Source organism: Devosia sp. 1566 (assembly GCF_004005995.1).
Taxonomy (GTDB): Bacteria; Pseudomonadota; Alphaproteobacteria; order Rhizobiales; family Devosiaceae; genus Devosia.
Genome location: NZ_CP034767.1, coordinates 1,229,268 through 1,242,625 on the forward strand (window position 1 = coordinate 1,229,268; position 13,358 = coordinate 1,242,625).

Annotated in this window: 10 protein-coding genes and 1 tRNA gene; 7 read left to right on the plus strand and 4 right to left on the minus strand. The window is 61.0% G+C overall.

Annotated elements, in window-relative coordinates:
* Nucleotide 1 precedes the first annotated feature (1 nt).
* From ELX51_RS05915 to ELX51_RS05925, 3 genes are all read left to right on the plus strand, one after another.
* Nucleotides 2-280 (plus strand): succinate dehydrogenase assembly factor 2, encoded by a 279-nt coding sequence (locus ELX51_RS05915; RefSeq protein ID WP_127752652.1) that lies wholly within the window; start codon nt 2-4, stop codon nt 278-280.
* Nucleotides 277-3,768, plus strand: coding sequence for a transcription-repair coupling factor (mfd, locus tag ELX51_RS05920; protein ID WP_127752653.1), 3,492 nt, complete (start codon nt 277-279; stop codon nt 3,766-3,768). Before ELX51_RS05915 ends, mfd begins: the two co-directional genes overlap by 4 nt.
* Before the next feature lie 122 nt (nt 3,769-3,890).
* Nucleotides 3,891-4,640, plus strand: a complete 750-nt coding sequence (locus ELX51_RS05925; protein WP_127752654.1) for an invasion associated locus B family protein — start codon at nt 3,891-3,893, stop codon at nt 4,638-4,640.
* Nucleotides 4,641-4,697: 57 nt separating this feature from the next.
* On the opposite strand, the gene ELX51_RS05930 is transcribed toward ELX51_RS05925, so the two are convergent.
* The gene (locus ELX51_RS05930) at nt 4,698-5,888 is read right to left on the minus strand and encodes an FAD-dependent monooxygenase (protein WP_127752655.1); all 1,191 of its coding nucleotides are present in this window, start codon (nt 5,886-5,888) and stop codon (nt 4,698-4,700) included.
* 171 nt (nt 5,889-6,059) lie between these two features.
* Between ELX51_RS05930 and ELX51_RS05935 the strand changes: the two genes are divergently transcribed.
* From ELX51_RS05935 to ELX51_RS05945, 3 genes are all read left to right on the plus strand, one after another.
* Nucleotides 6,060-6,929 carry a TerC family protein gene (locus ELX51_RS05935; protein ID WP_127752656.1) on the plus strand — a complete coding sequence of 290 codons (870 nt, stop codon included), beginning with the start codon at nt 6,060-6,062 and terminating at the stop codon, nt 6,927-6,929.
* Between the two features lie 2 nt (nt 6,930-6,931).
* The gene (locus ELX51_RS05940; RefSeq protein WP_127752657.1) at nt 6,932-7,903 is read left to right on the plus strand and encodes a quinone oxidoreductase; all 972 of its coding nucleotides are present in this window, start codon (nt 6,932-6,934) and stop codon (nt 7,901-7,903) included.
* A gap of 44 nt (nt 7,904-7,947) precedes the next feature.
* Nucleotides 7,948-8,037: transfer RNA gene (locus ELX51_RS05945), tRNA-Ser, on the plus strand.
* A gap of 676 nt (nt 8,038-8,713) precedes the next feature.
* Here ELX51_RS05945 and ELX51_RS05950 read toward each other — a convergent pair.
* The 3 genes from ELX51_RS05950 to ELX51_RS05960 form a co-directional block, all read right to left on the minus strand.
* A complete protein-coding gene (locus ELX51_RS05950) occupies nt 8,714-9,889 on the minus strand; it encodes an amidohydrolase (RefSeq protein ID WP_127752658.1) in 1,176 nt (391 codons plus the stop codon).
* A 59-nt stretch (nt 9,890-9,948) separates the two neighbouring features.
* Nucleotides 9,949-11,343 carry an L-serine ammonia-lyase gene (locus ELX51_RS05955; RefSeq protein ID WP_127752659.1) on the minus strand — a complete coding sequence of 465 codons (1,395 nt, stop codon included), beginning with the start codon at nt 11,341-11,343 and terminating at the stop codon, nt 9,949-9,951.
* Nucleotides 11,344-11,418: 75 nt separating this feature from the next.
* Nucleotides 11,419-12,414 (minus strand): ABC transporter substrate-binding protein, encoded by a 996-nt coding sequence (locus tag ELX51_RS05960; RefSeq protein WP_127752660.1) that lies wholly within the window; start codon nt 12,412-12,414, stop codon nt 11,419-11,421.
* Nucleotides 12,415-12,581: 167 nt separating this feature from the next.
* Here ELX51_RS05960 and ELX51_RS05965 point away from each other — a divergent pair, with 167 nt between their 5' ends.
* The gene (locus ELX51_RS05965) at nt 12,582-13,268 is read left to right on the plus strand and encodes a TetR/AcrR family transcriptional regulator (protein ID WP_127752661.1); all 687 of its coding nucleotides are present in this window, start codon (nt 12,582-12,584) and stop codon (nt 13,266-13,268) included.
* The last annotated feature ends 90 nt before the right edge of the window (nt 13,269-13,358 follow it).

Below are 13,358 nucleotides of genomic sequence, written 5' to 3' on the forward strand. Positions count from 1 at the left end.
AATGACTGCCGGTGAGGACATTACCATGCGCCGCAAGAAGATCCGCTACCGCGCCTGGCATCGCGGCACCCGCGAGATGGATCTTGTACTCGGCCCCTTTGCCGATCGGCATGTCGATACGCTGAGCGCCGAGGATCTCGACCGCTTCGAAGCGCTCCTCGATGAGGAAGATCCCCCTTTGCTCAAATGGGTGCTCGACCAGGAAGCCCCGCCGGCAGGTGTGGACCTCCACTTTTTAGGCCGGGTTATCGCCGATCACAGGAGCCGCATGGCCAAATGAACGAACAAAAACCCGTGGTTCGTCCCAGCCGTATCATCTCCAATGTGCCCGATGGCATGCAGCCCATGGTGCTGGCCAAGCTGGTCGAGCAGCGCCTCAAGGCTGCGCCCGAGGACGGCACGAGCCTGGTTTTCGTGGCCCGCGATGGCCGCCGCATGCAGCGCATCGCCGACATTCTGGGACCCATGCTGCCCGGTCATACCGTGCTGACACTCCCCGCCTGGGACTGCCTGCCTTACGACCGCGTATCGCCGAACAATGTGACCATCGCCGCCCGCATGAACACGCTGGCCGCACTCACGGCCGGCAATGAGCGTGGCGTGGTGGTGCTTACCGCCGTAAATGCCCTGATCCAGCGCCTGCCGCCCCGGGACGTGGTTGCCGGCATGTCGTTTTCGGCCGTGACCGGTCGCATCGTCGACAGCGAAAAGCTCATCGCCTGGGCTGCCAATAATGGCTATCTGCGTGTCCCGACGGTCCGGGAGTCGGGCGAATACGCCGTCCGGGGCGGCCTCGTGGACTTGTTCCCCGCCAGTGCCGAAGCACCCTTGCGTTTCGACTTCTTCGGCAGCCAGCTCGAATCCATCCGCACCTTCGACGCCGATACCCAGCGCACCACCGGCACGCTCAAGCGCGTTGATCTGACGCCGATGAGCGAACTGGTGCTCAACGAAGAAACAATCCGTCGCTTCCGGCAGAATTACACCGCCGCCTTTGGCGGCAACACGGTCGACGACACGCTTTATGCCAGCGTCAGCGGCGGCGCGCGTTATTCGGGCACCGAACACTGGTTGCCGTTTTTCTACGAGCACCTGGAAATGCTCTCCGCCTTTACGGGGGACGCGCCCTTTGTGTTTGATGACCAGGCGGCCGAAGCCTATGGCGAGCGCGTCACCCAGATCCGCGATTACTACGAGGCGCGTGAATCCGCTCGCACGCAAAAGCCGGTAGCCGGGGCAGGGGCGCCCTACAAGCCGGTCAAGCCCGAGCTGCTTTATGCCGTTGACCAGCATCCCTATGAGCTCGCCGGCGCCTCGGTTATCCAGCTCTCGCCCTTTCTGTCGCCTAACACCAAGGGCGCCGACGATGCAGGCGGCCATATCGCACCCAGCTTTGCCGCCGAGCGGCAGGCCACCGACACCAACCTCTTCCAAGCCGTGGTGGATCGCCTCCAAGCCGAACGCCGGCAGGGTCGTCGCACGGTCATTGCCTGCTGGAGCGCGGGCACGCGCGACCGCATGTCCCAGGTGCTCAAGGACCATGGACTGACGAACCCTCGCCTCGCCGAGAACTGGCGCGACGCCGAAACCACTAGCGCCGCCACGACCTCGCTTGTGGTGCTGCCGCTCGAAACCGGGTTCGAAACCAAGGACCTGCTCGTTCTATCCGAGCAGGACATTCTGGGCGAGCGCATCCTGCGACCTCAGCGCAAAAAGAAGGCAAGCGACGCGCTAACCGAGGCGGCGAGCCTCGCGGCCGGCGACCTTGTCGTGCATGTGGATCACGGCATCGGGCGGTTCCTCGGCCTCAAGGTCATTGAAGCCGGCGGCGCGCCGCACGAATGCGTGGAGCTGGAATATGCCGGCGACACCAAGCTCTACCTGCCGGTCGAGAATATTGAGCTGCTGTCGCGCTATGGCGCCGACGATGCGAACACCGCGCTCGACAAGCTGGGCGGCGTGGCCTGGCAGGCCAAGAAGGGTCGCCTCAAGAAGCGCATCCGCGAAATGGCGGAACAGCTCATCAAGATTGCGGCCGAGCGCCAGCTCACCCATGCCGATGTGGTCGAGATCAACCCGGGCGCTTATGACGAGTTCGCGGCGCGCTTCCCCTATGAGGAAACCGAAGACCAGATGGCCGCCATTGAGGCAGTCTTCGATGATCTTACCTCCGGTCGGGTCATGGACCGCCTGGTCTGCGGCGATGTGGGCTTTGGCAAGACAGAAGTGGCGCTGCGCGCCGCTTTCGCGGTGTCCCTCTCGGGCAAGCAGGTCGCCGTGGTTGTGCCCACGACCTTGCTCGCTCGCCAGCACTTCAAGACGTTCTCGCAGCGCTTTGCCGGCCTGCCGGTGAAGGTGCGCCACGCCTCGCGCATGGTATCGGCCGCCGAGCTCAAGGCGACCAAGGAAGGGCTCGCCGATGGGCAGGTCGATATCGTCATCGGCACCCATGCCCTCTTGTCCAAGACCATCAGGTTCAAGGATTTGGGCCTCCTCATCATCGATGAAGAGCAGCACTTTGGCGTCGGCCACAAGGAGCGCCTCAAGGAGCTCAAAGCCAATGTCCACGTCCTGACGCTCACCGCAACGCCCATCCCGCGCACGCTGCAGCTTGCGCTGACGGGCGTACGCGACCTGTCACTGCTCGCAACCCCCCCGGTGGATCGCCTCGCGATCCGCACCTTCATTTCGCCATTCGATCCCCTGTCGATCCGCGAAGCACTGCTCCGCGAGAAATACCGTGGCGGCCAGAGCTTCTATGTCGTGCCGCGCATCAAGGATCAGGCGGAAATAGCTGATTTCCTTCGCGAACAGGTGCCCGAAGTTAGCTTCGTCGTGGCCAATGGCCAGATGGCGCCGGGTGAACTCGACGACATCATGAACACCTTCTACGATGGCAAGTTCGACGTGCTGGTCGCCACGACGATCGTCGAATCGGGACTCGATATCCCTAATGCCAATACGCTGGTCGTGCACCGCGCCGACAATTTCGGCCTCGCCCAACTCTACCAGATCCGCGGCCGTATCGGCCGGGCCAAGGCGCGCGCTTATGCACTCTTCACTGTGCCGCCCGATCGAAAGCTGACTGACACTGCCGAGCGGCGTCTGGGCGTGCTCCAGTCGCTCGAAAGCTTGGGCGCCGGCTTCCAGCTCGCCAGTCACGATCTCGACATCCGTGGCGCCGGCAATCTCCTCGGCGACGAGCAATCCGGCCATATACGCGAAGTCGGCTTCGAGCTTTACCAGGCTATGCTTGAGGAAGCTGTCGCCAATCTCAAGAACGGCGACGCCGATTACGAGGACACCAACGAGTGGAGCCCACAGATCTCGCTGGGCATGCCGGTGATGATCCCGGAAAACTATGTCCCTGACCTGCAGCTGCGCATGCAGCTCTATCGGCGTCTGGGTGACCTGACCGACATCCGTGAGATTGACGCCGCCGGCGCCGAACTCATTGACCGGTTTGGTCCTTTGCCCGAGGAAGTCGAAGCGCTGCTCAAGGTCATTCTGGTCAAGGCTCTGTGCCGCCAGGCCAATGTGGAAAAGGTTGATGCCGGTCCCAAGGGCGCGGTATTAACCTTGCGCAACAACGAATTCCCCAATCCAACGGCTTTGGTGCGAATGGTTGCCGATCCTGCCAGTCAGGTTCGCGTCAAGCCCGACCAAAAACTCGTTTTCGCCCGCAACTGGCCCACTCCCGAGGCTCGCCTCAAGGGTGCTGCGGCCATCCTGTCTCGCCTCGCCAAGCTCGCCGCAGCCCAAGGGTGAGAGGCGCCGCATAATCCTTTGGCAAGAACGTCATGTTATTGCCCGATTTCAGCACTTGAAGGGCTACCAAGAATTGGGTGGCACCCTCGTCACCGGCTCCGCCAGAAAGCCAAGGAACGTTTATGATCTTCAGGAAACCTCTCGTAGCCGGAATTACCGCGGCAGCGCTTCTGCTCTCGCCTCTCTCCACCTTTGCGCAGGAGACTCCCGCTCCAGCTGCTCCGGCAGCCGAAGCTCCAGCTACGCCGGATGCGGCAGCTCCCGCCGAAGCTGCAACCGCTCCAGCAGCGGGCGGTCCCACGCAGAACTGGCTCAAGGTTTGCGATCCGCTGCCCAACAACCAGAAGGCCTGCATTATGCGTCAGGTCGTCTTGGCAAACGGGCAATTCCTGGGTTCCTTCCTGCTGCGTGATGATCCCGGTCAGGAAAGCCGCCTGCTGGCCGTCGCAGCCGTGCCGCTCGGCGTGCTGCTCCCTTTCGGCCTGACCTGGCAGATCGACGGCTCCAAGCCGGTACGCGTGCCGTTCATGCTGTGTGACCCCACCTCTTGCGCGACCCAGCTCGTGATCAACGAGGCCTATGTCAATTCCCTGAAGAAGGGCAGCACGCTCAAGCTGACCGCCAAGAACCGCCAGAACGAAGATCTGGTGATCGAGATCAACCTCGCCGGCTTCACCGCCGCCTATGATGGCGACGCTTCGCTGACCTTTGACCAGTTCCGCCAGGAAACCAGCGGCGAAAACGCCCTGGAGCAGGTTCTGCAGGATCGCGCCGAGCAGTTGCGCCAGCAGCTTGATGGTGGCGCCGCCGCACCCGCCGACGGTGCCGCGCCTGCCGCAGATGCTGCGCCCGCTCCAGCAGCAGCGCAGTAATCTGCAACTCAGAACAAGCAAACGGCGCGGGCAAACCGCGCCGTTTGTGTTTTCAGCCTAACGAATGCCCATGCCGAGCGAGAATGCCTGCCGGCGCAACCCTGGGAGCAGCTTGAGCGCCCACAGTCCGGCTGAACGCATCGCCTGGGCCGGGAGCATGTCTGCCAACAGCGACCGGAACAACGCATCCACCATGCCGCCGGTGCGGGCCAAATCCGCCGCCCGGCGATCGGAATAGGCTTTGCTGACCTCTTCAGCCCAAGAGGGGTTGGTAGTCGCAACGCCCTTCAGCACCGCCGCCAGATCTGCCACATCGCGCAGCCCCAGATTAAGACCCTGTGCTCCGATCGGCGGAAACGCATGGGCAGCTTCCCCCACCAACACCACTCCGCGGAAGCCCGCCCGCTCGACACTCAGCGTGCTGAGCGGAAACACATGCGCGGGTGTCGCCAGCGTGATCGGGCCGAACAGGTGCTGCGATTTTGCTTGGAAGATCGGTATCAGCCGCTCGGCCCCGCCTGCCTTGGCCCCTCGCAGCACTTCACGATCATCGATCCAGACAAGATTGGCGCGATTGTCCCCGGCCGGCACCAGCGTGAATGGGCCTTGCGGGTAGTGAAACTCAACCGACATTCCGCCGATCGGCCGCGTCAACTCGAGGTCACACACCAGCGCCGCCTGGGTGAAACCGTTCTCGCGTGCGCGAAATCCGGCCGCCGAGCGGATCAATGACTTCTTGCCATCTGCGCCCACGATCAAAGGAGCGCGCAGCCGTGATCCACCGGTGAGTGTGAGTTCCGGCAAAATCGCCTCGAAAGCAAATTCGGCAACCCCGAGCCGCCGAGTTTCCAGGTTTGGCAACTCGGCGGCTCGGGTCCGGAACTGGGCCAGCAAGCGTTGATTGGCGAAGTTCCAGCCAAAGGCCTCCAATCCAGACTCGCGCGCTTCGAACAAGGTCTCGGGTGCCCGGATCAATCGGCCTGTTGCATCGATGATCCGAATTTCGCTCAGCCGATGCCCCAAGGCTTCTGGTTGCTCGATCAAACCCGCTGAGCGCAGAAATTCGACGCTCGGCATCATCAAGGCGGAGGTGCGATTATCGACGGGGCCAGGAGGCGCAAGGTGAATGACCTGCAGACCCGTTTTTGCAACGGCGATAGCCGCCGCTAAGCCAACAAGCCCGCCACCAACAACGATGGCATCGGCATCGGCACTCGTTGACGCGCTCGGATTTGGCAGGTCGGACATAAGAAACCTCGGTTCGACGTTAGGCTGAACTAGCACTTTCCGGCCCGGTGAAGCCAGCGCTCCCGCAAACTGCTGCCTAACCAGCAGGAGCGGGAAAACACAGACTTGCACTTCTCTAGGAGAGCGGAGCAGCCTAGATATGGTGGCCTGACAGCCGAGATGGAGTCTTGAATGCTGGAGCTGCTCGCCGATCCCAATGTATGGATCGCATTTGGTACCCTGACGGCGATGGAAATCGTCTTGGGGATCGACAACATCGTCTTCATCTCCGTGCTGGTGTCACGCCTGCCCAAGGAGCAGGCGGACCGGGCGCGCAAGATCGGTCTTGCACTGGCTCTCATCTTCCGCATCTTGCTGCTGCTGGTGATCAGCTGGATCATCAGCCTCACTCAGCCTGCGTTCAGCGCTTTCGGACTTGAGCTTTCCTGGAAGGACCTGATCCTCATCGCCGGTGGCCTGTTCCTCGTCTACAAGGCCACCCACGAAATGCATGCTGCCATCGAGGAGCCTCATGAGGCCGATCTCGCGCAGAAGGCTACCGCAGCCTTCGCTGCGATTATTGGGCAGATCATCGTAATCGACGTGGTTTTTTCCATCGATTCCATCGTCACGGCGGTTGGCATGGCGGACCATGTCGAGGTGATGATTGCGGCCGTGATCGTGGCTGTGGGCGTGATGTTTGTTGCATCCGGCCCGGTTGCCAAGTTTGTTGCCGATCACCCCACCACCAAGATGCTGGCGCTGGCCTTCCTGCTGTTGATCGGCATGTCCTTGGTCGCCGACGGGTTCGGCTTCCATATTCCCAAGGGCTATATCTATTCGGCCATGGGCTTCTCGGTACTGGTTGAGGCGATCAATATCATCGCCAAGAGCCGCAAGGCCAAGAGTGCCGCTCCCGTGGCTCCATTCACCGGACCTAGCGGCGCAATCAGCGGCAACTCTGGCGCGGCTGCGGCGACGACTCGCTCCCCGGGCAAGTCAACGCCCGTGAGCCGCGCGCAGTCGCGCCCCAAATCTGCGCCCCGCAAGCCTCGGAGCTGAGCATGAGCAAGGCGATCGTCGTTCAACATACCGGTGGCCCAGAGGTCATGGAGTGGACGGACTGGCCTGTGGCCAGCCCGGGCGAGGGGCAGGTCGCCGTCCGCCAAACCGCGATCGGCCTCAACTTCATCGACACCTACCAGCGCTCGGGCCTTTATCCGCTGCAGACCCCGTTTGTTGCGGGCAATGAAGGCGCCGGCGTTGTTACCGAAGTTGGCCCAGGCGTGCAGGACCTCGCCGTTGGTGACCGGGTGGCTTACCAGGGGCAGGTCGGCGCCTATGCCGAGCAGCGCTTGTTGGCTGCGGACCGCGTCGTGCGCATCCCAGATGGCGTGGACGACCAAACCGCGGCAGCGGTGATGCTCAAGGGGCTTACTGCCTTTTATCTTCTGTTCAAGACCTGGCCGGTCCAATCGGGAGAAACCATTCTATGGCACGCTGCCGCAGGCGGCACAGGTCAGATCGCCACCCAGTGGGCCAAGTCCCTGGGGGTGCGCGTCATCGGCACGGCGGGGAGTGAGGAAAAAGTCGCCCTCGCCCTGCAGCATGGCTGCCAAGCGGTCATTAATTACAAGACCGAGGATTTTGCCGCCCGCGTGCGGGAGCTAACCGAGGGACGCGGCGTCGATGTGGTTTATGACGGCGTCGGCAAGGCCACGTTCGACAAGTCGCTTGATTGCCTTCGCCCCCGCGGATTGATGGTCAGCTTCGGCAATGCCTCGGGCGTGGTGTCCATTCCCGACCTCACCGTGCTGTCACGTAAGGGCTCGCTGTTCGTGACCCGGCCGATCAGCGTGCATTATTTCCCCCAACGCCGCGATCTGCTCGAGGGCGCCGAGGCCCTGTTCGGGGCAATCAGGTCGGGGGCGATCAAGGTCAATATCGGACGCACTTTCCCCCTCGCGCAAGCAGCCGAGGCACATCGCGCGCTCGAGGATCGGCAAACCACCGGCTCGGTGATCCTGCTGCCATAGGGGGATGGACAGCCAAACCGCCAGCGGCTAAACGCTGGCGCGTCGGGTAGGTGGCAGAGCGGTTGATTGCTCCGGTCTTGAAAACCGGCGAACGTGAAAGCGTTCCGGGGGTTCGAATCCCTCCCTACCCGCCAATCCCATAGTAGCAAACATTCTCCAGCGCGTAGGGCAGGGGTGGGAACCGCAGCTTCCGCGGGCCTTTGCGGCTGCACCTGTGGACTGCCCATCTAGCCTAAACGCCCGAAATGCTCTCTCTGACCTGTTTGTTCTCCAAAGCTGGGGACTTCCGCATTTTAGTCCCCAGCTTTTTAGCCGTGGCATCTCAGGCACTTAGGCCGGGCCCCTGATTTGAGTTAGAGAGCCGGCTGTTGGATGGCAGCAGAGCCTGGCGTCGAACTTTCGCAGTTAGTGCCGCTTGCGAACAACGAAGCGTCGCACTTAACTGGCAGCAGCCAACCCCGAACGTGCACGTGCACGATACCCCTTCCGACTCGTTGACCTGCGCACATCGCGTGTTCGCGCGCTTGAAGCGGCGCGGGGCATGTAGCTCCGAGGGCAGCTTTGCGCCCCATTGCCGTCATCCAGCGCGTTCCAGAGATTTCCTAGAAGCAGACGTACACTGCTAAGGTCTATGCGCTGTGTATGTGAGCGAAGCGGATGCGCTTCAACGCTTATTCAAGAGGTCAAGCATAGCGGGCCGATGCAGTCTTGGTTCTCCGCAGTAGACAACACTGGTCCTCGTTACCAATCGCGCTGCTTGATGTGCGTAGCTGAGAGCTCTCACTGAAATTAAAATCAAGGAACCTCAGCTTATTTTTCCTTGCCTGGAGTTGGGTTTCGATCTGAACGGACCAGCTCGACCAAGACACTGGCCGCGATCGGGAGCACGTCGTCATCGAACGCATATTCGGGATGATGCAGCGCCACCCCGCCGTTGTGGCCGATGAACAGATAGGCGCCCGGAACAACATGCAGCATGTCGGAAAAATCCTCGCTACCCAGGCTTGGCCGCATGGTTTGGATGATCCGGTCGGCGCTGACAACCGAAGCGGCGCATGCCTTGGCCCGCTCCGTCATGTGAGCATCGTTAAATGTGACGCCAAAGAAGGGGCGGCTTTCAACCTTTGCCTTAAGGCCATGAGCCGCGGCAACGCCATTTGATGTTCGGTGCAAGGCCTGCCGAAGGATCTCGGCGACCTCCGGGTTGAAGTAGCGCAAGGTTCCGGCTAGGGCGGCGGTTTCCGGAAGCACGTTGTAAGCGGATCCGGCTTGGATCCGGGTAACAGAAAGAACCGCTGCCTCGATCGGATCGACGCTACGACTAACCGCGGTTTGCAGCGCCAAAACAAGCTCGCTGATTGCAGGAACAACGTCGAGTCCCAAATGGGGTTGAGCAGCATGGGCACCGCGACCCATGAGCGTGATATCAAAGAAATCTGCGCCAGCCATTACCGGACCAGGCATCACGGCAAGGCTGCCCAGCTTAAGGTCCGGCCAGTTGTGCCACCCGTAGATTTCATCACAGGGAAAGCGATCAAAGAGCCCGTCGGCCAACATGGCGCGCGCTCCGCCCAAGGCCTCTTCAGCGGGCTGGAAAATGAAGACAACGGTTCCAGCAAGGTCGACATTGCTGGCGAGGCAATGCGCAGCCATCAGCAGCGACGTCGTATGGCCATCGTGCCCGCAGCCGTGGAACACCCCATTCACCGTCGAGGCCCAGGGTACGTTGAGGCGTGACTGCATCGGCAGCGCGTCCATGTCCGCCCTAAGTCCAATGGTCGGCCCTTCCCTCCGTCCGCGCAGGACACCTACAACCCCAGTACCACCAACACCCGTGCTGCACTCAATGCCCCAATCGCGCAGCTTTTCTGCGACGATGCCGGCGGTCCGGTGTTCTCCAAAACCAATTTCAGGGTGGGCGTGAAGGTCCCGGCGCAGCGCCACGAAATCGGCGGCGTGGCGCTGGATAAAGGGGTGGATGTTCACTTGGGTCTCGCCATGATGCCGCAACGGCTTGGTTGATGGGGTTCTGAACAGGCTACCGGTCAGCAGACGGTGACGTTAGCTGCAAGGCCAGCAAGGCTGGTTTCCTTGTAGCGCTCGCTCATGTCGTGACCAGTTTGCCGCATGGTTTCGATACAAGCATCGAGCGAGACGACGTGAAGTCCATCTCCTTTGAGGGCCAGCGATGCAGCCGTGACGGCCTTAACCGCTCCAAACGCATTGCGCTCGATGCATGGGATCTGCACGAGGCCGGCCACCGGGTCGCAGGTCATCCCCAGATGATGCTCGAGCGCGATTTCCGCGGCGTTTTCCACTTGTCGGACGCTGCCGCCCATGATCGCGCAGATGCCGGCTGCTGCCATCGCCGAGGCTGATCCTACCTCGCCCTGGCATCCTACCTCCGCACCGGAAATAGAAGCATTGTGCTTGATGATGCCCCCAATCGCCGCCGCAGTCAGCAGGAAATCATGCACCTGCCTGCGCCCGCCGCCTGGGGTGAACTTGACGAAATATTGCAGCACCGCCGGCACTACGCCGGCGGCTCCATTGGTCGGAGCTGTCACAACCCGACCGCCGGCGGCATTTTCCTCATTCACTGCCATCGCGAAAAGGCTCAACCAGTCATTGGCCAGCATCAGGCTGGGCTGGTTCTGACGCGACGATGCTTCGAGCTGCTCGTGGATGTTTTTGGCGCGGCGATTGACCTTGAGGCCACCTGGCAAGATCCCGTCCTGCCTTAGGCCCCGCTCGATGCAACTCGACATCGCAGACCAGATGGCGTCCATGCCGCGATCGAGTTCGTAACGACTGCGCACCGTTTCTTCATTGGCGCGCTTCATCTGAGCGATTGTCAGCCCCGACGCTTCTGCCATGGCCAGCATTTGGCTGGCCGTCTCGAAGGGATAGGGTATATCGCCCCGAACTGCTTGTAGCAGTGGGCCAGATGCCAATTCGTCCGCACTGACCACAAAGCCGCCGCCGATCGAAAAATAGGACTGGCGATAGATCACCTGCCCTGCTTCGTCCCGTGCGATAAATTGCATGCCATTAGGATGGCCGCGCAGTGGATTGCGCTTGTCGAGAACAAGATCGACGGCCGGACGGAAACGATAGGGCGGATGATCCGGCGGATGGACCTGCCCCTCCGCTTCGACACGCGCGACGATCGCATCAACCTGATCTGGATCGACAGAAGCGGGCAGGCATCCGCTCAAGCCCAGAATGATCGAACGGACGGTGCCGTGCCCGACGCCAGTAAAGGCCAGCGAGCCGTGCAGTGACGCAGTCAGGGCCACCGGTTTGGAGCGAGCGGGCCTGGGCCGATCCAGCCTTGCCAGTTCATCAAGGAACCGGCCGGCAGCCGTCATCGGGCCCATCGTGTGCGAGCTCGAGGGTCCGATGCCGATCTTGAAGATGTCGAAGATCGAAAGAAACATGAATGGGGCTCGCCCTTTGCGGCCATGTCGCCTAGGCAGATGCCGCGGGAACGAGGCGATCCCGCGGCTAGTTCTTTACGGAGCCACCATCTTCAGATTGGTGTCCAGGAACTCGGATGTAAAGGCATCGGCCGGATCGAAGGGAGTCTGGATGTCGAAATAGGTTTCGACAAGTTCATAGGTCTGGGCAACGCGATCGGCGTCTAGATAGCCGAGAGCTTCGGTGGTGGTGAACTCGTCGGCCATCAATTCCTTGACCCGGGTCCAGTGCTTGTTCATTTCGCCACGTTCAAGGCCACTGGCGCTTTCCGTGAGGGCATCGATGCAGGGATCGATGTTCGCCACGCACTCCGAATAGGCACGCTGCGTAACCCTAACGAACGCCGCGACGGTGTCCCGATTGTTTTCAAGAAAATCAGCGTTGACGATAAAGGAATTTCCATAAGGATTGAGGCCCAGTTCGCTCCAGCGCACGAAGCCTAGGTCATCGCCAAAGGTTTCGACTTTGAGATCGTGCCCGTTATAAAAATCGGAAATGATGTCGACCTGGTCGGCGGCCAAGGTTGCCACCTTGGCTTGCGGTGTCACGTTGACAAAACTCACCGAGTCTACCGCCAACCCTGCCGCTTCTGCAAAGGCGGGCCACATCACCCGCGCCGCGTCGGCCGGCGGATTGCCGATCGTGTGACCGGCGAAATCGGCCACGGTCTCGATGCCCGAAGACTTCTTCCAGTAAAAAGCAAAAGGCGCCTGGGCGTAAAGGCTCATTACGGCGACCACATCGGCACCCATGCTGCGGGCCACAAAGGCCGTTCCCAGTTCGGCAATGCCGATCGCATGCTTGCCTACGCCAACTGACTGCGCCGACATCGCCGAGCCGCTGCCTGCATCGATCGTGAGGTTGATACCGGCTTCCTCGTACCAGCCCTGCTGTTTGGCATAATAGATCGGCGCGTGGTCGGCGCCAGGCGTCCAGTTCAACACAATACCGACCGCCTCCTGCGACTGCACTGTGGTGGAAGTCAGCGCAATTGCCGCAACTCCGGCCAATAATCCGATAGATTTCCTCATGACGTCCCTCTTCCCCTTAAAGGCCTAGGTCAACGACCAGGCACAACCATCTCCAATGGTCCTGCGGGCGTACACGGGTGTCGACCGTGGGTACGATCTGCATTAAACAAACGCTAGACCTGGGCCGGTCCCGCGTCAATAACCTGATCAACTGTTTGGTTGCCTCTATGTCGAAGCTCACTGATGCGCCCGAAATCGGCGAGCCGCCGTCTCCGGCCAAGCCGAAGCGTCGGGTTGCCAAAAAATCGGATATCTCAAGTCGCGAACTGCTGCTGCGCGCTGCCAGCAAGGAATTCGCCACAAAGGGCCTGGAGGGTGCTCGCGTCGACCAGATTGCCAAGAAAGCGGGGGTCAATAAGCAGCTCGTTTACCACCACTTTTCCAGCAAGGAAGCGTTGTACCAGGCGGTGGTGGAGCAGGCGTACGCCCGCATCCGCGCCGAGGAAGCCAAGCTGCATCTTGACGCGGGCGATGCCAAGGAAGCAATGACGCGGCTTGTCGTATTTTCCTTTGACTATCTCGCGGACAACCGCGATTTCGTTGCGCTCCTGACCGACGTTAACTTTCATCAAGGGCGCCACTTTAAAGCGTCGGAAAACCTGCCGCAGCTGCATACGCTGCTTGTTGGCATGATCAAGGAAACACTTGATCGAGGCGCTGCTGCAGGCCAATTTCGGGCTGATGCGGACCCGGTGCAGCTTTATATCTCGATCGCCGGCCTGGGCTTCTTCTATTTTAACAACATCCATACGCTGTCCTCGATCTTTGACCGCAAATTCAACGACAAGACGCACATTGCTGAGCGTCGTGCGCATGTCGTCAACTTTGTCTTGCAAGCACTCCGGCCCGATTGACAGCATCAGATCGCCCGCATAGCATCCATCAACTAGTTGGTTGGTTTTGTTCTCTGGAGGGGGTGCGGATGTCAGCGATTCAGGAGGCAG